Origin of the sequence: Parafrankia colletiae, assembly GCF_001854655.1 — a bacterium.
Classification (GTDB): Bacteria; Actinomycetota; Actinomycetes; order Frankiales; family Frankiaceae; genus Parafrankia; species Parafrankia colletiae.
In genome coordinates this window covers 1-22,847 of sequence record NZ_MBLM01000117.1, presented here as the reverse complement: position 1 = coordinate 22,847, position 22,847 = coordinate 1, and the positions used below count along the sequence as shown (strand labels likewise).

Here is a 22,847-nt window from a genome sequence, read left to right as displayed (position 1 = left end):
GCGCGATGGCGGACGACGGGGCACTGGCAGGGAGCGGAGCGGAGAGCGGCGACGAAGGCGGCGCGGTGGAGAAGCCCACGGCGGCCGTTCCTCCGGTGGCTTCCGCGGCAGCCGATGGGACGGCGGCGGCCGCTGTGCCGACAACAGCTGAAGCGGCTGAGCCTCGCACGGCCGAACCTGCGGCGGCGAAGCCGCCGGAGGAGGTCCCGGCCGCGGCGCAGGCTCCGAAGCGCGGCCCGGCACGCCGCGCGCCGGCGTGGGCGGTGCTGGCCGTGTGCTGCCTGGCCCAGTTCATGGTCGTCCTGGACGTGACGATCGTGAACGTGGCGCTCCCGTCCATGCAGTCCGACCTGGGACTCTCCGCGTCCGGGCTGCAGTGGGTGGTGAACGGGTACACCCTCGCCTTCGCCGGCCTCCTGCTCTTCGGCGGGCGGGCCGCGGACCTGTTCGGTCGGCGCCGGGTCTTCGTCACAGGGCTGACGCTGTTCACCGCGGCGAGCCTGGCCGGTGGTCTGGCCACCACCGAGGCCACGCTGATCGCGGCGCGCGCGGTGCAGGGGCTCGGCGGCGCGGTGCTCGCGCCCGCCACGTTGAGCGTGCTGATGACCTCGTTCCCGGATCCGCGTGAGCGGGCTCGTGCGCTCGGCCTGTGGAGCACGACCGCTGCCGGCGGTGGCGCGCTCGGCGTGCTGGCCGGCGGCCTGCTGACCCAGATCGCGGACTGGCGCTGGGTGTTCTTCGTCAACGTGCCGATCGGGCTGGCGCTGATCGCGGGTGCGCGGATCGCGCTCATCGAGTCCCGCGGCCAGGCACGCGGGGTGCGGGATCTGGACGTGCCCGGCACGGTCACGGTCACCGGCGGCCTGGTCGCGCTGGTGTACGGCATCGTTCGGACGGAGTCGGGCAGCTGGGGCTCCCCGGTCACTCTCGGCTGGCTGGCCGCCGCGGTGGCACTGCTTGCCGCGTTCGTGGTCATCGAGCTACGGACGGCCAACCCGCTGGTGCCCCTGGGTGTCTTCCGGCGCCGTGCGCTGCGCTACGCCAACCTGATCATTCTGATCATGGGAACCGTCATGTTCGGGCTGTTCTTCTTCCTCACCCTGTATCTGCAGCGGATCCAGGGCCAGGAGCCGCTCGAGGCCGGTCTCTCGATGCTGCCGATGCCACTCTTGATCATTGTCGGCTCGCAGTTCAGCTCGCGGACGGTCGGCCGCCTGGGCCCGCGTCCGCTCGTCATCGCCGGCACGCTGACCGCGGCGACCGGCATGGCCTGGCTCGGCGCCCTGAGCGCCGACGGCTCGTACTGGACGCAGGTCTTCGGCCCGCTCGCGCTGTTCGGCCTGGGTATGGGCATCAACATGGTCGCCGTGACCACGGCGGCGACGTCCGGCGTGCCGCCGCAGATCGCCGGTCTCGCGTCCGGGCTGCTCAACACCGGTCGGCAGATCGGTGCGGCGGTCGGCCTGGCGCTCCTGGCGACCATCGCGCACCATCACAGCGAGGGACGGCTCGCGGCCGGCACGCTGGAGGCGGAGGCGTTGACCTCCGGGTACTCCCTCGCCTTCGTGATCTCGGCCGGGCTTCTGCTGCTCGCCGGCGTGGTCGCATGCCTGCTTCCCGGACGTCCACCGGCGGTGCCGGTGACGATCGCCGAGCAGCCCCGCGGGGACCGCGAGCGGCTGGAGGCCCTCGCGGAGGCGTGACCTCCGCCTGATCCCTCGACCTGACGAAACCGGCTCCGCGGGTGCCCGACGCGGAGGAGATCGAGCTGGAGCGGGTGCACGGCGTGCCGCCGCAGCGGCCGCTGCCGGCCCGGCGCCCACCGCCGTGGCACCGGCAACCGAGCCGGCACCGGCGAAGTCCTGCTCATGCTGTCGGAGCCGGCCCGGACGTCGGGCTGGGCGTCGGGCCGGCACCGGCGGCTGCTACTCGATCGCCTCGCCGCGCGCGAAGCGCAGCGAGACCTCCATGATCCCGTGGTCCTCGGTGGAGATACCCGGGATGCTCGGGTTCGGGATGTCGTAGTCCGAGAAGGTCACCGGGATCTGGCCGACCACCTGGACCTGGTCGCCGAGGCGCTGGGCCTGCAGGTCCATGGTCACCTCGCGGGAGACCCCGCGCAGGTTCAGGGTGCCGGTGGCCTTGTACGTGCGCTTCTCGTCGCCGGCCGGGACGGAGCCGAGTTCGATCGGCCGGGTCAGGGTGAACTCCGACACCGGGTAGGTGTCGACGTTCATGATCCGGTTGCGGAACTGGTTGTCGCGGCGGTCCTCGTCGCTGCGCACCGTCGCCATCTGGACCTCGAAGTTCGCCTCGGAGACCTCGGTGYCGGAGATGGTCATCGTGCCGGCGACGTCCGAGGTGCGGCCGGCCGCCGTCGTGTTCTGGCCGAAGAGGACCTCCTCGACGCGATAGCCGGCCTCCGAGCCCGAGGTCACCTTCCAGGCACCGTCCAGGGATCCGGCGGCGGCCGTCTCGGCGGTCGAGCCCCCGGTCGACGTCCCGGTGRCCTGGTCGTCGAGCGCGAACTCCTCCGGGGCGTCCTCCTTGATGACGTTGATGTAGAACGCGGTACCGCCGACGACCAGGACGGCCACCGCGAGGACCGCGCCGATGAGGTACAGCGGCCAGCGCCGCTTTCCGCGAGGCGTGCTGTCTGCCACCGGTCACCCGCCTTGTGAAGGTCCGAACGTTCCTGGCGGCAATGTTGCACACACAACCTGAGTGGAACCTGATGATGCGGTGTCAGGGGCGTGTCGCGCTCCGCCACGTTGCCGCGCTCGCGTCTGCCGGCGGCGTCGCCGTCCGTTCTCGTCGCCATGGCCGCCTGAGCTGCGGTGCTACCCGCGGGGCGCGCTGGGCGGCTCGGCCTCCGCGTCCGACCCGGGGACGTCTGCCCTCGGTGGCGGCGGCGGGCTGACAGCCGGCTCCTCCGGCTCCGGTTCCGCCGTCGAGCCGACGGCGGGCTCCTCCGGCGCCGAGCAGCGTGACAGCATCGCCGCGGTGTTACCGGCCGCCCCGGCGAACCGGACCGTGATCCCGCGTTCGCGGAACTTGTGCTGCACGTCCTCGAGCGCGGCGACGCCGGCGGAGTCCAGCAGTTGCGCCTCGGACAGGTCGACGACGACTCGCGGCGGGTCGTGGGCGTAGTCGAACGCGTTGACCAGGTCGTTGCTGGAGGCGAAGAACACCGGGCCGCTCACGGCGTAGATCCGCTCGCCGCCCTCCGGGTCGAGAACGCTGGTCACCTTGGTGAGATGGGCGACCCGCCGGGTGAACAGCAGAGCTGACAGCACCACCCCGACGAGCACCCCGTAGGCGAGGTTGTGGGTCGGCACGACCACCCCCACGGTCACGACCATCACGAGCGTCTCCGAGCGGGGCATCCGCCGCAACGTGCGCGGCGCGATGCTGCGCCACTCGAAGGTCATCACCGAGACCAGGATCATCACGGCGACGAGAGCCGACATCGGGATCACGCCGACCGCCTCGCGCAGCGGGACCACAAGGAGAAGCAGGAACCCGCCCGCGGCGAAGGTCGACAGCCTGGTCCGGCCGCCCGAGGACACGTTGACGATCGTCTGGCCGATCATGGCGCAGCCCGCCATGCCGCCGAGGAACCCGTTGACGATGTTGGCGAGCCCCAGCCCCCACGCCTCCCGGTTGGCGTCGTGGGACGTGTCCGTCATCCGGTCGACGATCTGCGCGGTGAGCAGCGTCTCCAGCAGGCCGACCGCGGTGAGGGTGACGACGTACGGCGCGATGATCCGCAGGGTCTCCCAGGTCATCGGTACCGAGGGGAGCCCGGGTACGGGCAGGGAGCTGGGCAGGCTTCCCTCGTCCCCGACCGTCGGCACCGAGAGGTCGAACGTGACGGCGGTCAGCGTCAGCAGCGCCACCGCGACCAGCGGCGGCGGCACGGCCCGGGTGATCCGCGGGACGGTGAGCAGGACGGCCAGGCCTGCTCCGACCAGGATGTAGACCGCGGGGGACTCACCGATCACGTGCGGCATCTGCGCCGTGAAGATCAGGATCGCCAGCGCGTTGACGAAGCCGATCATCACCGTCCGGGGGACGAACCGCATCAGCCGCGCCACGCCGAGCTGACCGAGGACGAACATCGTCACGCCGACGCCGACGGTGGTCGCGAGCAGGTAGTCCAGGCCGTGCTCCCGCACCAGCGGGGCCGCGACCAGGGCCATCGACCCGGCCGCGGCCGAGATCATCGCGGGCCTGCCGCCGGCGACGGCGATCACGACCGAGATCGTGAAGGAGGCGAACAGGCCGACCTTCGGGTCCACCCCGGCGACGACCGAGAACGAGATGGTCTCCGGGATCAGCGCCAGTGCGGTGACCAGGCCGGCCAGCAGCTCGACCCGGACCGTGCGCAGCCCTGGCCAGGCTGGCCGGGCCGCCCCGGCCAGCCTGGGCAGCCTCGCCCGCACCCGCACGAGAAGCGGGCGGGTGCGGGCGGCGGCGGGCCCGGGCTGGCCCAGGGACATTTCAGGCACGCTGAACTCTCACAGGCGCGAGGTGGTGGTGCGGTCGAGACACCATCCGGGATGAACCGGTCGGGTTGTCGGGGCTCCCGCCTGGACGGGCCGGCACACGGCCCCGGCGCGGACCACCTCCGGCCGCATGGGCCCGGGTGGCCCGGTGGCCGGGCGACGGTGCCCCGGCCGCACGGCGGAGGACATCCCCTACTCTTCCGGTAGGTCAGATATGACGATACAAAGCCCCTCGAACCGGATCTACGGGCCCTCTGCTCACGCCCGCGGCGCTCCGAGCCGCTCAAGGTCGGCCTGCATGGTGGTGATCTCCTTGGCCTGGTTGACCACCATCGCCCGAGCCAGCGCGCGCACCCGGTCGTCGGCGGCGTGCAGCGAGGCGTGCTGGGCCATCTCGACCCCGCCGCGGTGGTGACGGATCATCAGGGTCAGGAACAGGACGTCCAGGTCACGCCCGCTGGCCGCGGCCAGCTGAGCCAGCTCCGCCTCGGAGGCCATGCCTGGCATCCGCACTGCTGCTGTCTCCTCGGCGGCCGCGCCCCCGGCAGCGGCGCCCCCGCCGGAGGCGCTCCCGGCCGGCGAGTTCCCCTCCATGCCGGGCATCTCCCCGTGACCGGGGTGGCCGCCGCCCTGACCGGCCGGGTCATTCGGGTCGGTCATCCACGCCATCGGTGTACGGGCGGAGGTCGGCGGCCGGCCCCAGCCGGCCAGCCAGGTGTACATGACGCCGATCTCCTGCTGCTGGCCGAGCGCGATGTCCTGGGCGACGCTGCGGATGACGGCGTCATCGCCCCGGCTGAACTCGACCATGGCCATCTGGACGGCCTGCGAGTGGTGCTCGGACATGTCCCGGGCGAACCCGACGTCCACCGAGCTGTCAGCCGGTGGGCGGTCGAGCAGCCCGCGCAGCCCGGCGCCCGCGGCGAGGAGCCCGACCACGGCGAACAGCACGAGCGGCGTCCACCAGAGCCGCACCCAGGCGGGGGAACGCTCGGCCGGCGCCGCGCCCGAAGCGGCCTCGGGCGTCGTCTCCTCGGGCGCCGTCGCCTCCGCGAGTGTCGCCTCCGCGAGTGTCGCCTCCGCGAGCGTCGTCTCCTCGGGCGCGGTCTCCTCGGGCGTCGTCACGTCCCTGGTGGTCTGGTGCTCACGCGGCATGGCGGACACGCCCTGATCGTCGTCGGATCGGCTCATCACCGTCCAGTCTGACCCACCGGCGGCGCCCGGTCAGGGGCGAACTGCCCGGGAGCGCCGGGCCACCCGGCCCCGGGTTCCGTCCGGCGAGTGGTCAGACCTGGATGTGGGAGTTGAAGACGAACGTGCGCTTGCCGACCTGCACCCGGGTACCGGGTACCAGCGGCGCGGGCTGGTGCGGGCTCAGTGGCGTCCACACGGTCGCCTCCGGCGGGGCGATGTACGTCCCGTTGGCCGACCCGCGGTCGGTGATCACCGCGTCCCACCCGTTCAGGGTGATCACCGCGTGGACGCGGGACACCGCGCTCTCGCCGTCCTCCACGGGCAGCGGGCGGGCGTTGCCGGCGCGGACCGCCTCGTCCCGGTCGGGCTGGCGGCCGATGACCAGATCCATGTCGACGTTGACGGTCTGGCCGTCGTCGAACACCAGCACGCCGATCGGCGGCCGCGGGCCGAGCACGGTCCGGTTCGTCTGCTGGGCCAGGGAGATCCCGCACTCCGCGCAGTACGGCGCCTGCGGGTGGTTGAAGTGGCCGTTGGCACACATGATGCCCTCGACCTGCGGCTGCGCCGCGTTCGGCAGCATCGTCTCGGCGTCGTCGTCCTCGATGAGGTCCGACACCGTGAAGGTCGGGTCGCCGGGCAGCTGGGTGAGCGCGTCCTGGTCGTCGTCCAGATCGTCGTGGAGGTCGTCGTGCAGGTGCTCCGCACCGTGCCCGTCGTGGCCCTGGCTGCGGGCGGCCAGCTCGCGCGCGGCGAGCGTGGTGGGGGGGTCCTCGTCCAGCTCGTCGAAGTCGGCGGCCTGGGTCGGCTCGGCAGCGGCCGCGAGCCGGCGGTGCGCCTCGTCGTCCTTGCTGAGCAGCGGGGTGAGCGCCGGCGGGGCGGTGGACAGCTGATCGGGCATCCGCCGGCCCGGAGTGGGGATGGGCGCGGCCTCCGTCATCGGCTCGCGCGGCGGCTCGAACCCGGAGAGGAACGCGTCGCCGGAGCCGAGGGACGCGGCCGCGACGGCAGCGTCGTCGTCCACGATCAGGCTCGCAGCGGTGCCCGGCACGGCGCCGACCCGCAGGTCCAGCGGGAAGCCGAGGTCGTCGAGCCCGCGCAGGCCGGTGAGCCCGGCGAGGCCCGCATGCAACAGGCCGGGCATCGCCTCGGTCGGCCCGATGTCGACCCTGGTGGTCTCGAGTGGCAGCAGCCGGTCCACCCAGGTCGCGGAGTCCACCCCGGAGAGGGACACTGGCGTGGGGCCGCCGGTGACGACGTCCATCGCGCCGTGGACCAGCGCGGCGATCCGGTCGTTGACAGTTGTCAGCAGGCCGAAGTCGGGGACCCGCTCGGCCTCGGCATCGACGAGGAGGCCGGCCACGCGGCGGACGAGGCGGGAACCAGTGGTGGCCGGGCTGCCCGCCTCGCTGGTGACCTCGGCACACAGCGCGAGCAGCCGTTTCGTGGTCTCAATGGTCTCCGGCCGGCTCACGGAGGCGACGACCAGCACACCGGGCCGCCTGACGACCACACCTGCCTGCCCGCCGTGCCCGGTGCCGACCACGACCCGGAAACGGTCCAGTCCCGCCATTGCCTCGCCCTTCGCCGCTTCTCCGCGTCGTGCAAACGGTACCGATCTTCAGACTAGCGGCACCCCCGCGCGCCGTACCGTACTTATCCTGCCGGGCGGATCGCCACGGTAAGCCGATATGTCCGATGTTCACCTCCGGTCGGGGTGTCCGTGCGGCCGCCTTCTCTCCCGTGGTATCACCCGCGCGGACGCGGCCTGGCGTGATCGTCAGACCGGGCAGTGCGCGGCCGGACACCGCCGCCCCGCCGGGCGCTGGCCCGGGGGCGTTCAGATGAGCCGCCCGCCGCGGAAGCGCCACCGCAGGAACGGGACGCGCATGGGGCCGTTCGCGGTCAGCCACACGCCCAGCCAGACGACCGCGAAGTGGACCAGGAAGGCGGCGCCGGCCAGCCCGTCCGCCCCCGGCACCGCGCCGGCCCGCACCGCGAGCCAGACCAGCAGCCCTTCGTTGAGCGCGGTGAGYAGGCCGAACAGCATCGGCCAGTCCTTCTCCCAGCGGAACTGCTGCAGGCCGTGATAAGCGAGCTCCCAGCCCAGCCCGATCACTGCGACCGTGAACAGCACCCCGAAGCTCGCCCGGCAGGCCGCGCCGAGCGGTGCGTCGGTGGGCAGCACGGGGGTGATCAGCACCGTCAGAAGAGTGCCGACGGTGGCCAGCAGGAACAGCCTGGTCTGAAGTCGTCCGGCCAGTGTCGGCACCATCGTTCACATTCTCCGATCGGTAYGGCGTCAGACCGGTTGGTTGCGCATCCAACGCACCCATTGCGACACCGAACGGGCCACCCCCAACCGGGGTACGAATCCCTGCGAAGCCAGGTCGTCACAGATTTCCTGGGCGGCGATCTGCARCCCCAGGAAGGTGTCCACCCCGGGGAAGTACCCGCCGAGGGTCGCCGCGCCCGACGCGTAGAGCCGCCCCGAACCGCTGCGCGTGCCGCGGACCTCGAAGGTGCGCTCCACGTCGAGGCGGCCGAGCGGATTGTGACCGGCACCGGAGTGGTCGAGGAGGTCGGCGAGGACCCGGTGCTCGCGGATGTCCGCCACCAGCCCGGTCGCGTCGATGACGTAGGCCGCGGGGACCTCGAGCATGCCGTCGGCGGTGCGGACCCGGGTGACCACCGTCCCGCCCGGTCCGGGGGTGAGCCGCTCCACCTCGCCGACCCTGGTCGCGTACCAGCCCTCGTGCCGGCCGCGGGCGAGCTGCTCCTGCCATTTGCGCCGCCGGGGGGTGTTCGTCCCGCCGATCGTCTCGTAGAGCGCCCTGCGCTCCTCGCCCTCGAGCGCGCGCATGCGGGCCTTGAGCTGGCCGCCCCACACCGACTTCGGATAGTTGAACCCCTGGTAGGCCCAGCCGTCGCCACCGCGGCGGCGCATGAACACGCTCGGCCCGTGGGACCCGCGCACGTAGGTGCGGAACAGGTGCACGATGTGCGTCCGGGCGCCATGCCGGTCACGGTCGGTGATAAGTCGGTCGAGGATCCGCGAGGCGACGATGCCCGCGCCGCGCACCACCACCGTCGCCGGGTGGCGGATCAGCTCGTCATAGACGTGCTCGTGCGGCTCGTAGGCGTTGACGACCCGGCGGACGTCCCCGTATCGCGACCGGTACTCCTGCARGTCCGGGAGGAACTTCAGGCCCGGGTAACCGACCCCGAGGTGGACGTGCCGGCTGCGGAACGCCACCCGTCGGGTCTCGGACCGCCCGCTCGGGGGAGTGATGACCGTGAAGTAGCCGCCGCCGGCGCGGCGGCGGACCATCCGCACCTGGCCGGGGACCAGCATCTGCGGGTAGGAGATCCGCGCCGCCTCCCGGGCCATGCTGTCGAGGACCGCCCCGATCCGCGGGGTGAAGTAGTCCGACAGCAGCGGCTCGGTGGCGACCCGGAACAGCGGCTCCACGAAACCGCGCAGGCCGCGGGCGGCGAACGCCTCCCGGACGGCGTAGGACGGGAACGCCCAGATGTTGTCCGGCGTCGACCCCGAATCGGACCGGATCCGCTCGTGGTCGGGGATCTGGGAGACCCGGGTCAGGTACCGGTAGGTCTGCCACGGCGTCTCGATGTTGGAAAGCACCCGGATGGCCGAGGTCGGCGCCCCCGCGATGCGCAGGTAGTCGACCAGGACGAACGAGCCGATGCCGCCGCCCACCGTGACCAGGGGCGTGTCGTGGACGGGGATGCCCGCCTGGGCCAGCATGCCGTCCGTCCAGACCGACGTCTCCACCAGCGCGGGGGTGAGGTCCCCGCGCACCGGGGCTGGGTGGCTGGCCTGCGCGGGGGCCGGAGACCTGGTCCGGCCGGGCGGTACGGGCGGTCCGGCCGGTGCTGGTGGCGGTGGTCCGGGCCGAGCGGGCGGTGCGGGCGGTCGCGAGGGTGTGGGCGGTGCCGGCTRCGGTGGCGGGGCCACCGGGCCCGCGAGGAACGTGGTCGGCCCGTCGGCGGGGTCGTCGGGCTGGTCGTCAGGACGTGCGGTGGGGTGCCCGTCGGGGCGGCCGCCGGGGCGGGGCTGCCGGTCGCGGGGTGACTGCGCGCCGATCACCGCCGGTGCCTCCTAGATCCGACCTGCCGGCCTGACGCCGTCTTCCCTGGCCGGGTTGCCAGGATAGGTCGGTAGACCCCCCGTCCGGGCCGGATGTCCGTGGCAAGACAGGACCCGGCCGGCCCGGTGCCGCGACGGGAACCGGGCACCGGGCACCGTCGTCAGGGGAGCGCCCGGTCCAGGTGGATCGCCGCGCTGATCAGGGCCAGGTGGGTGAACGCCTGCGGGAAGTTGCCCAGGGCCTCACCCGACGGGCCGATCTCCTCCGCGTAGAGCCCCACGTGGTTGGCGTAGGTGAGCATCTTCTCGAACACCAGCCGGGCCTCGGCCGTACGCCCGGCCCGGGTCAGCGCCTCGACGTACCAGAACGAGCAGAGGTTGAAGGTGCCCTCGTCCCCGGTCAGCCCGTCGCTGCCGTCGGCGGCGTACCGGCGCACCAGGCTGTCGCTGACCAGGTCCGTGCCGACCCGGTCCAGGGTCGACAGGAAGCGGGGGTCGGTCGGGCCTGAGAACTTCACCAGCGGCATGCAGAGCAGCGACGCGTCCAGCCGCGGCGAGCCCGGGAACTCCATGTACGCCCCGAGCTGGGGATTCCACGCCTCGTTCTGGACGAACCGGTAGGCCCGGCCGGCGTGGTCCTTCCAGTCGTTGGTGGGCCCGGGAAGACCGCGCTGGCGGGAGATCCGGCAGGCCCGCTCGAACGCGACCCAGGTCATCACCGCCGAGTAGGTGAACCGCTRCCGCCYRCCGCGGGTCTCCCAGATGCCCTCGTCGGGCTGCTCCCAGTGCTGCGCCAGCCAGTCGAGCTGGCGYCCGAGCGCCTCCCAGAGCTGGAACGAGATCGGGACCTGCTTGTTGTAGAGGTAGACCGAGTCCATCAGCTCGCCGTAGATGTCGAGCTGGAGCTGGTCGGCGGCGCCGTTGCYGATCCGGACGGGCTTCGACCCGCGGTAGCCCGCGAGGTGCTCGAGCACGATCTCGTCCAGGTCGGCGTTGCCGTCCACGCTGTAAAGCACACGCAGGCCCTGATCGGGGGGTGCCTCCTTGCACCGCTGCTCCAGCCAGTCCATGAACGCCGCGGCCTCGTCGGTGAAGCCGAGTGCCATGAGCGCGTAGGTGGTGAAGGCGGCGTCCCGGATCCAGGTGTAGCGGTAGTCCCAGTTGCGCACTCCGCCGAGCTCCTCCGGCAGGGAGGTCGTGGGGGCGGCGATGAGTGCCCCGGTCGGGCGGTATACGAGCAGCTTCAGGACCAGGGCCGAGCGGAGGACCATCTCCCGCCAGCGGCCCTGGTACCGCGCGGAGCGCAGCCAGGTCTGCCAGTACCCGAGGGTCCGGGCGAACAGGGTGTCCGCCTCCCCGGTCTGCAGCGGCCGGATCTCGGAGTCCCACTCCAGCACGATGTCGGACGTCTCGCCCGTCGCCAGCTCGAAGTCRCAGGCGACCGCTGTTCCCACCACCCGCAGCGGCAGCGCCGTGCGCAGGACGAGGCGGCCGGACGCCGACTCGAAGACCGCCCCCGACCCCGGCACCAGAGTCACCGTGTGGGACGCCCGTCCATAGTCGAAACGGGGGTCGCAGCGCAGCTGGAACCCGGCCGTGCCGCGCACGGCGCGGGCCTGCCGGACGATCACGTGCGGCGTCTCGGTGCGGTCGTTGTCGACCGGGACCATGAAGTCCACGACCTCGCCCACCGCGGACGGAGTGAGGAACCTGGTCATCAGGATGTTCGAGTCGGGCAGGTAGAGCTGCTTGGCCTTCGACTCGCCGCAGTGGATCCGGAAGGAGCCGCCGCGGTCAGCGTCCAGCAGGCTCGCGAAGACGGACGCGCCGTCGAAGCGCTGCGGGCAGTACCAGTCGATCGTTCCGTCCGTGGCCACCAGGGCCACGGTGCGGAGATCACCGATGACCCCGTGCTCCTCGATCGGCGGGTAGTCGGATCCGGGCATGCAGTTCTCCGCGCGTGGGATGTCCGGACGAGCCGGAGAGACGGGCTGTGCGGCAAGTCCTGGGAAGCGGCAGGTCCTTGAAGGTTCCGTGCGTCTTCCACCGGGTGGTCACTGCGCCCACGTCGGCGTGGTTAGCCGAAGGTACCCCGCCCCGACGGGCGGACCGGCCTCTCCGGCGGGCCGGAGAGCACCGCCGAAGGTGCCCCCGACCACCCGATCGGGGTGGCGACGGCCTGCCCCGGCCGGGCGGGCGGGGACCGGTTCCGGCGAGATGAACCGCCAGTTCTGACAGTCGGGTCGCCTTCGGGGGCGACCGCGGCGACCATGGACCGCGCGGGTGGTCCCGCACGGGCCCGGGGTCTTGGGTGTCCGGCGTCCGGGCAGGCACCCTACGATCACGATATGACGAAGCAGTGGCCGGCCATCGCGGACGGCCGAGCCGGCCTTGTCATGTTCGCCCGCGGCGACAGGGTCTTTCCGGTGGATGACCTCGGCGGCGGTGTGTGGTCCAGGCGTGGGACGGTGCTGTCCGTGCACCCGCTGTCGTGGGAGGAGATGCAGCCTTCGTCCGGCGGCGTGCGGGTGGACGCCACCCCCGCTGCCACCTCCGGGTGCGCCCGCGCGACGGTGCTGTGGGACGACGGCTCCGCGGAGGTGCTGGCGGAGGACAAGCTCTGCCTGGTCTACGACCAGGAGGCTCCCGTGGGCATCCGCGTGGTCACGATGCCGATGAACCAGCCCTGCGACGTGGTGGACCACGGCGGGCAGGTGGTGTTGGTGCTGCAGGAGGACCTGCTGCCCCCCGAGGCCGTCATCGCGCTGCGTGCCGGGCTCGGCCGGGTGCGCGCCGCGCTGACGCCGGGCCACACCGACGCCGCTTCGGCGGCCGAGCAGCGGCGCAGGGACCTCGGCCTGCTCAACGCTCTGATCGCCGAGATGACCGGCACCGGCGTCGCGCCCACCGGAAGGACAGCCGCCGGCACCGGGTCCGCCRGACCGATGCCCGCCGTCACGCCGACCGGGACCGCGCCCCTTGCCCCCGCATCCCCCGTCTCCCCACCCGCTGTCTCTCCACCCCCGGTCCCCGCGCCCGCCGACACGAGCGGGGAGCGTGCTCGGAACCCGAACGCCGGGCGTCCAGCGGCGGCGGTCGGGCGCCCGGGCGCTGCGCCGGGCGGTCAGAGCGGGAACGCGCCTCGACCGGGCGTCGGTGTGCCCCGGTCGGGGGTGAGCGTGGGACGTCCTGACGCCGTCCCGCCGGGCTTCCGTCCCCGGATCCCGGGGCCGGGGGAACCGGCCCGACCTGCCGCGGGCGGGTCCGCCCCCGCGGGGGGCGAGGTCGTGGTCGGCGGATACCTGCCGGCTGAGCCCGCGCAGCCGAACGGGATGACGCGGCGCGCTCAGGGCGGCCAGCGTCCCGAGGGTGGGCAGAGCCCTGAGGGTGGGCAGCGTCCCGAGGGCGGGCAGCGGCCTGCGGCCGCGGTGCTTCGCCCCGACGTGATGGTCGGCGGACCCGGTGACGGCGCGGCCACGGGCCCGCAGGTCCACCCGGACCCGGGCGGGCGCCCTGACGTGTTCGTCGGACGTCCGGACATGGATATCGAGGACATGGTGGCCGGCCCGCCGGGCAGGGCGACCGCGAACCCCGGGACGGGCCCGCTGCCCGGTTCCGGGCCGCAGGCACGGCCCCGGAGATGACCCGGAGACAACCCGGCGCACCGATCGCGAGCCGGGGGACCGCGTCGGCCCGGTGCGCCTGATCCGGTGGTGAGAGAGCCGCGGCGCCGCTGGCCGTCAACCGACGGGAGGGGCGGGGACCCGGACCGCCGCGGACTCAGGGCCCCCGAGGGCGGGGCCGCGCGCGCTCAGGAAGTCGAGTACGGCCCCGGACGCACCCCCGGGCTGTAGGCGTTGCCGTTCATGCCCGCGCGCGGCTGCTCGGTCATGGCCTGGCTGACCTTCGACGCGATGGCTTCGGTGAGCCGGATTGCCTGGGTGAGCGAGAGATTGAGGACGATCTCGCTGTCATCGGTCATCGCGAAGCGTACCGACACATCCGCCATGCTCTTTCCTCCCATTTCAGGTCCCCCGGACACCCGTGGCCGGTGGCCGATCGTGCCGAGGAGGCCCTTGAGGACCGCCTCATCCCCGCGGCCAAGGGACGTGGTGACCGATCCACGATCCCCGATCGGCTTGTCGGCGCGTGCGTGACCCCCCTCGTTCGGGGATGTGGCGATGCTGGTAGCCGTCGGCGTTGTGGACTTTCGGTGACTTGCCATGGTCGAAAACGTCTCCCCCGTGCCGACCTCGCCTGACCGAGGTCATCTCTCGGTGATGGTCCCATCTCGTGGCGTCGCCGGCATTCAGGGGAGTTTTCGGCAAAGGTGACATGGGACACGACCGTGGTCTTCTTTGAGGGGCATCCTGCGTCCTGTTTCCGCTCCCGGCGGCACTGCGGCGGTCGCACCGTCGCCCGCGGCACCCGGGAGCAGCTGTCCGTGCCGGCTCGGGAGCAGCAAGCTGCCGAAAACGGTCAGATCCATCCTGGGAACCACATCCGCATCCGCCAGGACGAGTACGGAATCACTTCGGCGGCCAGAATCGGATAGAAATAGGCGAACAGGAGGACCACAGCCACCGTGTACACGCCGACTGCCAGCGCGCCGGTGAGCCGCCTGACGTCGGATGCCTCCCGCGGCCCCAGCGCCAGCCCCGCCATCGCCGTCAGGCCCAGTACCAGGAACGGCAGCGACGGCAGCGCGTAGAAGAAGAACATCGTCCGGCCCGGGAGCAACAGCCAGGGCAGGAACGCGGAGCCGAACCCGACGAGCACCAGCGCCGCCCGCCAGTCGCGGCGGCGCACCCACAGCACCAGCGAGCCGACCAGCGCCGCCGTGCCGCCCCACCAGATCGCCGGGTTCCCCAGCGCGATGACCTCCCGCGAGCAGCCACCCGGTGCCGTACAGCCCTCGGCGCCGAACGCCGGCGAGCTGTAGAAGTAGGCGATCGGACGTCCGAGCACCAGCCAGCTCATCGGTGTCGAGCGGAACGGGTGGGAGTCGGACAGCCCCTCGTGGAACTTCAGGACCTGCCGCTGGTAGTCCCACCAGCTGTGCCAGGCATTGACGAAGCCGTCACCGTGCGCGTCCCGGTTCCAGCCGCCGTCGGTGACGAACCAGCCCGTCCATGTCGCGAGGAACGTCACGACGGGCAGGGCGACGAAGCCCACCAGCCAGCCGGGCAGATCACGGCGCAGCGCCCCCAGGAAGGGGGACGGCGCCCCTGCCGTGCGGCGGGCACCGACGTCCCACGCCAGGGCCAGCGCCGCGAAGCCGACCACGGTGTACAGCGCGCTCCACTTCACGCCCATGGACGCGCCGAGCGCGACCCCCATGAGGATCCGCCACGGGCGTGGGCCGAGCCTCGGTCCGAATCGTGCGTCGGCGGACCCGGCCGCGCCCGGCTCCATCCGGTCGAGCCGGGCGGCCATCCGCCGGCGGCCGTCGTCGCGGTCGAGCACCAGGCAGGCCAGCGCGATGACGATGCCCGTCATCAGGAAGATGTCGAGGATGCCGATCCGGCTCTGCACGAACGCCAGCCCGTCCAGCGCCAGCAGGAGGCCGGCGAAGCATCCCAGCAGCGTCGAGCGGAAGATCCGCCGCGCGGCCCGGGCGAGCACCAGGACGGCCAGCGTGCCGGCGAGCGCGGACGAGAAGCGCCAGCCCAGCTCGGGGCTGCCGTGTGCGGTGCCCGCACAGTCGACATAGCCGAACAGCCACTGCGACGCGGCCATGAGCCACTTGCCGAGCGGCGGGTGGACGACGTACGCGGGCCCGTCGCAGGTCTTCGAGTTGATCTCGTACCCGGCGGTCATGAGACCCCAGGCGTCCTTGACGTAGTAGACCTCGTCGAAGTAAAGCCCGCGGGGTTCGGTGAGCCGCCAGAAGCGCAGGACGCCGGCGGCGACGGCGACGAGCACCGGGGCGACCCAGCCGACCAGCCGGTCGCCCGGCATCGGCGGGCACAGCTTCGCCCGCCGTTCCTGCCGCTCCCGCTCCGCCCGGCCGGCCGGGACGGCGGCAGTCGGCGCGTCTGCACCCGCGTCCACGTCCGCGTCGGGACCCGGCGGTCCGGTCTCGGAACGGGAAAGATGCGCCGTCGTCGCCGTCACACCGATCAGGGTAGGTCCTGGGCCCTGGCAGACTGGTCGGGTGTCCGGGACCCTGGTGCTGTGCGGTGCCCCGATCGGTGACCCACGCGACGCCAGCCCTCGGCTCGCCGAGGTGCTCGCTACCGCGGACGTCATCGCCGCCGAGGACACGCGGCGCCTGCGCCGGCTCGCCCATGCGCTCGGGATCACGATCCGGGGCCGGGTGGTCTCCTGCTACGACGCGGTCGAGGGCGCGCGCGCCGCGATGCTCACCGAGCAGCTGCTCGCCGGCTCCACCGTCGCGCTGATCACCGACGCGGGCATGCCCGCGGTCTCGGACCCGGGTTTCCGCCTGGTCGCGGCGGCGTCACAGGCCGGCGTGCCGGTCACGGTCGTGCCGGGCCCGTCCGCGGTGACGGCGGCCCTCGCGGTGAGCGGGCTCCCTTCGGACCGATGGACCTTCGAGGGGTTCCTGCCCCGCAAGGGCGGTGAGCGCCGCTCCCGACTGCGCGGCCTGGCGGCCGAGCCCCGCACCATGGTGTTCCTCGAGTCCCCGCATCGTCTGGTGGCAGCGCTGCGCGAGGYGGCCGACGTCCTCGGCGGCGGTCGGAGGGCGACCCTGTGCCGGGAGCTGACCAAGACCTGGGAGGAGATCGTGCGGACGGATCTGGCCGGCCTGGTGGACTGGGCGACGGACGGCCGGGAGATCCGCGGCGAGTTCACCCTGGTGGTCGAGGGCGGGCCGAGCCGGGCCGGCAGTCAGGACCCGGCCGGCGCCGGCGCCGCGGCGGACCTTGCGGCGGAGGTCGCGGCCCTCACCGGGAGCGGCATGTTGCCGAAGGACGCCCGCAAAACGGTCGCCGGCCGGCACTCCCTGTCGCCCAGGCAGGTCTACGCTGCCGTCCTCGCCGCACGAGATGCCGATCAGGCCACGGATGCACCCGGGGGCTACGCCGATGTATCCCGCGACGATCAGGCGGCAGAGTGTGGCTCCGCAGGCCCGCACGATCAGTGAACATGACTGACGGTCGACAAAGAAGTAAATATTTTTCCGTTACTTGGTCGACAGGGTGTGCGGGAGTGTCGTCCCGTTTGGATTCTCTTTGAGAATTGGGAAACTCGGGGGTGTTCGAGTCGCTGCGTATGGTAACCTGAGACCCGATCGCTAGTTCACTGTCGCTCTGGCATGCTGCCAGCGTTGAGGGTCGCTTGATCTTTGGTGTCGCCACCCTCGCTGGCTTGGTGAGCGACCGTAACTCGGCGTGTGTGGCGCTGGGCGGCGGTGATGGTCATCGCCGATGGCATGCTGCCGGCGGTGCGGTGAGGATGGCGCGACGCGGCCCACAGAGCGGTGCTGCTGGGGCTGGCCGCCAGACGGTGTGGTCAGGCGGAATCCCGGTCTGACATGCGTACAGCCCGACCGGGGGGGAGACACTGACGAGCCGCCCTTCGATATCGCGCCCTGTCGACCCACGCATTGCGAATCACCTGATGGGTCAGCAGCTAAATCTTTCGTATCGTCGTGCGCCGCGTCAGCTGATCCTTAACTTCCGCCTCGCACTGGATTCGCCTCAGGTTCGGCGTCGAATTCCTCACTGTCTGTTCATCGAACGCCGACACGGCGGGCGTCGTCATCACCTTCCGAGGTCGGTGCGACCTACCTGGTCGGTGACACTGCCGGCTGAGTGCGAAGATCTCGCCAGCTGTTCTGTCGCCCGTAGATCAGTGCRCGATTCCACGGTACGCTGTGAGGTCCTGTCCACGAGTTCGGCGATCTCCGCAACGGAATCGGCTGGCCGCGGGTCGAGATGTGTATGAGTGGCGGGGGCTCACATGATTTCATAACGTACTCCYGCGATCGAAGATCAGGAGGGCTGTATTGATTGCATAACGATCGCGTGTCCGGCCACTTCCGGGAGAACCGGGGGGCTGGAAAGCTCATCGGGGGGGTGCACATTTTGCCAACCGGTCCGRGCAGTCGCCTGAGGATCCGGTCGTCCATCTACTGTGGAGTTGGCTATAAATGCATCGGGGCGCCATCCAGGAAGAAGCAGTGTCGGACGGTCCGCAAGAGAGCTCTAGTACCCCCCGCAGACGGGTACGGAGGCGCGACCGCCGTACCCGTGACCGTGCCATCCTGTCGGCACGGCGCAAGATTCTCTTTTCCTGCCTCGCGGTCACCGCACTGCTCGCGGGAACAGGCGGCGTGGTGTTGCAGTCCGTCCTGGGAGACGACAAGGCCGAGGAACGGACCATTCAACTCGCTGACGCCGAGCCGAGGTTCCAGACCGGCATAAACTTCCTCCGGAATCCGGGATTCGACGACGACGTCACGGGATGGTCGGCCAGCCCTGCTCCCATGGGCCGACTCACCCATACGGTTCCGGGGCGGACCGGTTCCGGCGCGGCGGTGCTGACTGCCATCGACCGGGCGACAACAGTTACCTTGACCGACACTCCGGACGCAGTTTCCTGGACCGGTCGTGGACTCACCTACATCGGCAACATCTGGGTACAGACAAGTGCGCCGGGAACTCGGGTGCAGCTCAAGCTGACCGAGATGGACGGACGGCGGACGGCAGCGCGGTCGTGGACAAACATCACGCTGACCGACCAGCGGTGGCAGCGGATCGAGGTCTCCCTGAAAGCGGCTGGCACCGRCCACCGGATGGACTTCACCGTCATCRCGAACAACGTGCCGGCAGGCAAGTTCGTCTACGCTGACGACGCGTCGCTCCTGATAGCGAAGCCGGGGGGCCAGCAGCCCACGGCACCCGCCAGCCCGCCACCGACGCAGGGCCCCGGTTCACCGCCGAGCCCGGCGCCGCCGACAGTAGCGCCGCCTACCGTGGCGCCGCCGACAGCAGCGCCAGGGAATGGCTACACGCCGATTCCTGCCGGGATGCCCAACGCATCGAACACCGGTGTCCGGCCGGGAACGGTCCTGACCGTGCTCTCCGGCGACCAGCGGATCACCCGGGCCGGAACCGTGATCGAGAACCGGGACGTCCGAGGCTGTATCCGCGTGGAGGCGGACAACGTCGTGATCCGGAACTCGAAGGTCTCCTGCCGGGGCGGCGGTAGTCCGGTGATCTACACCGTGGGTAGCGGCCTGGTGGTGGAGGACGTCACCATCGACGGACAGGCCGGATCGGGCTCCGGTCTGGCACCCGGAAACTTCACTGCGCGACGGGTGAACATCTCGAACAGCGCTGACGGTTTCTACGTCAACGAGAACGTTCTGATCGAGGACTCCTACGTGCATCATCTTGCCCGGATCGGCGAAAGCCACAATGACGCGGTRCAGTCCACCGGCGGCAGTAACATTGTGCTGCGGCGGAACACCCTGATTCCCATCAACGAGTCGACCGGCGAGTCCATGAACGCGGGCTACATGTTCGGCCAGAACTTCGGCCCAATCGCGAAGGTCACGTTCGACGGCAACTTCATCAACGGTGGCGGCTACACTCTGAACGGCGCCGGTGACGTCACCTTTGTGAACAACCGGTTCGGTCGTAACTGCATCTGGGGAATCAAGTACTTCCGGGAGAACTCCCAGGTGAAGTTTGACAACTCGAATGTCTGGGCCGACACAGGGCGTCCCGTCAACGAGGACCCCTCATGCAAGTGAGGTGATGCGACTTCTGCCGCCTGGTCGGTGCCGAGACTGGCTGTCCAGGGCCATCCTTGGCCGCGAGGCGGCGGTCTAGGCGTCCGCCTCGCTGGTCGGCAGAAATTGACATTCGCCAGGACGAACTGTGGGCTCCGGCTTGTACAAGCCGGAGCCCACAGTCGTGCGTACTGACGTTACGTACTGGTGCTTTGCGGTCGCAGGATGGTTACGCGGCAAAGTCAGAGCAGGAAAAGCGTCTTGTCGCCCTCGATCAGCATCTTCACCAGGGACTGGGCATCGGTGAACTCGTGGTGAGGAAACAGATGCGACAGGTAGCGTCCGCGAGGGGACTCCCGGTGAACCTGCACGTGGTTGAGCTGGCGACCGTCCACCGTGACGACCAGGTCGGAGGAACTCTCACCGATCCTCACAAGCCGTCCGCCGACCTTGAGATCCTTGATCTGGCCGGCTCGGAACCGGCCGAACTGATCAGTGAYAGCGGCATCGACCCTTGTCGCGGTCGCGGGCTGCGTGGCGACGAACCCGGTCGCTGCCATCAGGCCTACAACTCCGGTGCTGGTCAGCAACCGGCGGCGGGACATCTCACTCATGTCTCTATCCCCCTATGCGTAGCTGTAGTCGAGGGCAGCGATGTCCAGCACCGACGCGGGCGTCACACCCGACGTTGCGAGACCCACCATCGGGTCGTTCAGGTTGTGACCGGACGGCCCTCCCGAGACCGGGAGGTAGTCCGTGGCGTGGCCGTTCGCCTGCCAGACCGACCAGATGCGGTCGATGTTGGCGTGGTGCAGCCAGAAGATCGGGTCATTCGGGGACGTGCTGGCCCCCATGTCGCCAGCAATCCAGCGGTGCACCCTGCCGTGCATCCGTGCCTGGTTTGCGGGTTCGCTACCGTGGCGGAGGAAGCCCTCCATCCGGTTGCGAAAACTCGGGTTCGTGGTCTGTGAGTCGTACCACGGGGCCGCGTCATACTGAGGTTCGGTCAGGCAGTCAACCACGTCCGCCTGTGTCGGCAGAGTCAACGCACCGGCGTCGCTCGCGAACTTGCGGACGAGGCCGACCCTCGAACGCGGAACGAGCTGGTTGGTCGTACTGTCCRGAATGATGGCCTGCCAGTTGACGAAGGGCCCATCCTGGATGTACCAGCTCCGGTTCGACGCGCCGTTCCCGCCGAAGTAGGCCGCGGTCCAGATCGTCGCCACCTTGGGGTTGGGCAGTGCGGCGTCGAGCTCCCAGGGCCAGTAGGGGATGCCGAAGTCCGGGAGGACCGTGTGCACGAGCGCTTCGAACTCGAGAAGTGACTGACGGTGCCAGGGGAGAAAGGAYGGACCCTTGTGGGCCGCGTTCCGAATCCCTTGCGTCGTCGGCGTGAGCGTCATCATCGCGATGTGGTGCCGGCGCACGAACTCGTCGTAGGCGCCCGACAGCTTCACAGTATTCAGTGCGCTGGTGAACGCCTGCACTTCGGACAGGCTCAGGTCATAAATACTTCGACGGACAATCATGCGTTCCTTGCCTTCCCCCCATCAACGCGAAACCACGCGTTGACACAACTGCTGTCGACGGGTGTCGCCAACGCGACACCCAGAGTTCCCGGCGTTCGTCCGGCTCGAGAACCTGCGATTCGCGGTCTGGTTACGCTCTGTAATCAGCGACATGCCAGAGTGTGGTGCTGGTCGTAGCCAGCGGCCCCACGTCGCGGGCTCCCTCCCCCTGAGAACAGGCATGATTTAAGCACACACCTGGACGGGTTAGAACACATGTGGGGGCATGAGCTGAGCGGCAGGTTCCCATCACCTTCCGTGATCAACTGAGTGCAATTCCGCTTTGCGGTCGCGGTGCGCTGCTGCGGTGCTGCGGGTATTCGGCGGGCGGCGGCCAGGCCGTCCGTGCCCAGGTCGGGACCACGCCCGGGCCGACCACGTGGCGTTCGGACCCGGCAACGCAGACTTCTGTCTGGGGCGCTGTCGCAGGCATCCGGTCGTCATCCGGAATGTCCCGCACCCCGGCTTGTGCCCGGCAGGCGGACGGCATTCCTGGGAGGGCGACAGGCGACCGGATTTCTTTATGGCAACCGTCGGACGAGAATGYGGCCCCCTCCGCCCGCCGCCAGGTCACAGATGGTGCCGGGAGGCCTGGCGCGAAGCTTCGGTGACCAGCGCTGGAGGCCCCGCCGAGCGACTCCCGCCTCGGCGGCCGGCGCCGAGGCAATCCCGGTATGGGGGAGGCGTCGGGACGCCGCCTCGTTATGCTTGGCTCGGTCGTCAGGGGACCGCACTATGGTGATCGCACGTGGGGGGAAGATCATGAAGGTGACTGTGTCGTCATCGTCGGGGGACCTCGTCTCCCTGGCCGCGCGTGGTCTGAGCGGGGTGGAGGACATTTACTTTCGGTCCTCGCAGGCGGAGCTCGCCGAGACGGCGGACGCCGGCCTGACCGCGGCTCTGACTCTCGCTATGAGCCGCGGAGAACCTCTCGAAATCATGCAGCCGATCAGTCGGGTGCTTTCGGCCAGGGCCGACGACTATCAGGCACTGATATCCCGGTGGTATCCCCGCCTGAAGCCGGTGCAGGTCCTCGCGGCTACCCGGCAGCCGGCCCGGGCCGAGGGAAGTGAAACCTTCTGCTTCTTCTCCGGCGGCGTCGACARCTTCTACACCCTCCTGCGCAACATCGACCGGGTGGACGCGGCGGTCTATGTCCACGGGTTCGATGTGAGCGTCGACGACACGGCGCTCCGGTCGCTCGTCGCTGGCAGCCTGCGCCGGACGATGAACGGGCTCGGCAAGGAGCTCATCGAGCTTGAGACGGATCTCCGTAGGATGTCGGACCCGCACGTCACCTGGCCGGCCTATGTCTCCTCGGGTCTGGCGACGGTGGCACACGTGCTGTCGCGGCGCTTCAACCGGGCTCTGATCGCGGGGACCCTGGCGTATCACGAGCTCCAGCCACTTGCCTCCCATCCGCTGACCGATCCGCTGCTGTCCGGCGATCAGGTCGCGATCGAACACCACGGGTGTGACGCCACCCGCCATGACAAGGTCGCCTTCATCGCCCGGCATCCGATGGTCCAGCAGAATCTTCGGGTCTGCTGGGAGAATCCGGACGGCGACTACAACTGCGGTCGGTGCGAGAAGTGCCTGCGGACCATGCTTGGTCTGGAGGCACTTGGCGTCCTCGACGAGTTCACATGCTTCCCGTCAGGCCTCGACATCGACGTCGTAAGGCAGATCGACCTGGCCGGCCGGGGTCCGCGGCACTGGGCGGTCGTGAACCTGAGGGAGCTTCGCCGGGCAAACCGTGA

Annotated in this window: 16 protein-coding genes; 5 read left to right on the top strand and 11 right to left on the bottom strand. The window is 70.5% G+C overall.

Annotation, left to right across the window (positions count from 1 at the left end):
* Positions 1 to 5 precede the first annotated feature (5 nt).
* Positions 6 to 1,703: an MFS transporter gene (locus CC117_RS15920; RefSeq protein ID WP_241830142.1), complete on the top strand. Its 1,698-nt coding sequence runs from the start codon at positions 6 to 8 to the stop codon at positions 1,701 to 1,703.
* 222 nt (positions 1,704 to 1,925) lie between these two features.
* Here CC117_RS15920 and CC117_RS15915 read toward each other — a convergent pair whose 3' ends face one another.
* The 7 genes from CC117_RS15915 to CC117_RS15885 all read right to left on the bottom strand — a co-directional run bounded on the left by CC117_RS15915 (position 1,926) and on the right by CC117_RS15885 (position 11,759).
* On the bottom strand, positions 1,926 to 2,663 hold the full coding sequence (locus CC117_RS15915) for a YceI family protein (RefSeq protein WP_071084908.1): 738 nt from the start codon (positions 2,661 to 2,663) through the stop codon (positions 1,926 to 1,928).
* A gap of 177 nt (positions 2,664 to 2,840) precedes the next feature.
* Positions 2,841 to 4,502 (bottom strand): SulP family inorganic anion transporter, encoded by a 1,662-nt coding sequence (locus CC117_RS15910; RefSeq protein ID WP_071084906.1) that lies wholly within the window; start codon positions 4,500 to 4,502, stop codon positions 2,841 to 2,843.
* Positions 4,503 to 4,766: 264 nt separating this feature from the next.
* Entirely contained in the window at positions 4,767 to 5,699 is a 933-nt protein-coding gene (locus CC117_RS15905; RefSeq protein WP_071084904.1) for a DUF305 domain-containing protein, read from the bottom strand.
* Between the two features lie 94 nt (positions 5,700 to 5,793).
* Positions 5,794 to 7,275, bottom strand: coding sequence for an FHA domain-containing protein (locus tag CC117_RS15900; RefSeq protein ID WP_071084902.1), 1,482 nt, complete (start codon positions 7,273 to 7,275; stop codon positions 5,794 to 5,796).
* 267 nt (positions 7,276 to 7,542) lie between these two features.
* Positions 7,543 to 7,977 (bottom strand): hypothetical protein, encoded by a 435-nt coding sequence (locus CC117_RS15895; RefSeq protein WP_071084900.1) that lies wholly within the window; start codon positions 7,975 to 7,977, stop codon positions 7,543 to 7,545.
* Between the two features lie 27 nt (positions 7,978 to 8,004).
* Positions 8,005 to 9,813: an FAD/NAD(P)-binding protein gene (locus CC117_RS15890; protein WP_084132203.1), complete on the bottom strand. Its 1,809-nt coding sequence runs from the start codon at positions 9,811 to 9,813 to the stop codon at positions 8,005 to 8,007.
* Positions 9,814 to 9,974: 161 nt separating this feature from the next.
* Positions 9,975 to 11,759: a glycoside hydrolase family 15 protein gene (locus CC117_RS15885; RefSeq protein WP_071084896.1), complete on the bottom strand. Its 1,785-nt coding sequence runs from the start codon at positions 11,757 to 11,759 to the stop codon at positions 9,975 to 9,977.
* Between the two features lie 402 nt (positions 11,760 to 12,161).
* On the opposite strand from CC117_RS15885, the gene CC117_RS39070 reads away from it, so the two are divergent.
* Positions 12,162 to 13,457, top strand: coding sequence for a hypothetical protein (locus CC117_RS39070; RefSeq protein ID WP_071084895.1), 1,296 nt, complete (start codon positions 12,162 to 12,164; stop codon positions 13,455 to 13,457).
* A 167-nt stretch (positions 13,458 to 13,624) separates the two neighbouring features.
* Here CC117_RS39070 and CC117_RS15875 read toward each other — a convergent pair whose 3' ends face one another.
* Together CC117_RS15875 and CC117_RS15870 are read right to left on the bottom strand one after the other, a co-directional pair.
* On the bottom strand, positions 13,625 to 13,822 hold the full coding sequence (locus tag CC117_RS15875; RefSeq protein WP_071084894.1) for a hypothetical protein: 198 nt from the start codon (positions 13,820 to 13,822) through the stop codon (positions 13,625 to 13,627).
* 470 nt (positions 13,823 to 14,292) lie between these two features.
* Entirely contained in the window at positions 14,293 to 15,930 is a 1,638-nt protein-coding gene (locus tag CC117_RS15870; protein WP_071084892.1) for a dolichyl-phosphate-mannose--protein mannosyltransferase, read from the bottom strand.
* A 40-nt stretch (positions 15,931 to 15,970) separates the two neighbouring features.
* Between CC117_RS15870 and rsmI the strand changes: the two genes are divergently transcribed.
* Positions 15,971 to 16,924: a 16S rRNA (cytidine(1402)-2'-O)-methyltransferase gene (gene rsmI / locus CC117_RS15865; RefSeq protein ID WP_071084890.1), complete on the top strand. Its 954-nt coding sequence runs from the start codon at positions 15,971 to 15,973 to the stop codon at positions 16,922 to 16,924.
* Positions 16,925 to 18,115: 1,191 nt separating this feature from the next.
* Positions 18,116 to 19,540 carry a right-handed parallel beta-helix repeat-containing protein gene (locus CC117_RS15860; RefSeq protein ID WP_241830141.1) on the top strand — a complete coding sequence of 475 codons (1,425 nt, stop codon included), beginning with the start codon at positions 18,116 to 18,118 and terminating at the stop codon, positions 19,538 to 19,540.
* Positions 19,541 to 19,761: 221 nt separating this feature from the next.
* Here CC117_RS15860 and CC117_RS15855 read toward each other — a convergent pair whose 3' ends face one another.
* Together CC117_RS15855 and CC117_RS15850 are read right to left on the bottom strand one after the other, a co-directional pair.
* Positions 19,762 to 20,133 carry a hypothetical protein gene (locus CC117_RS15855; protein ID WP_071084886.1) on the bottom strand — a complete coding sequence of 124 codons (372 nt, stop codon included), beginning with the start codon at positions 20,131 to 20,133 and terminating at the stop codon, positions 19,762 to 19,764.
* Between the two features lie 12 nt (positions 20,134 to 20,145).
* Positions 20,146 to 21,048 (bottom strand): tyrosinase family protein, encoded by a 903-nt coding sequence (locus CC117_RS15850; RefSeq protein WP_071084884.1) that lies wholly within the window; start codon positions 21,046 to 21,048, stop codon positions 20,146 to 20,148.
* A gap of 774 nt (positions 21,049 to 21,822) precedes the next feature.
* Between CC117_RS15850 and CC117_RS15845 the strand changes: the two genes are divergently transcribed.
* On the top strand, positions 21,823 to 22,847 hold a 1,025-nt coding region (locus tag CC117_RS15845), incomplete at its 3' end, for a hypothetical protein (protein ID WP_241830140.1).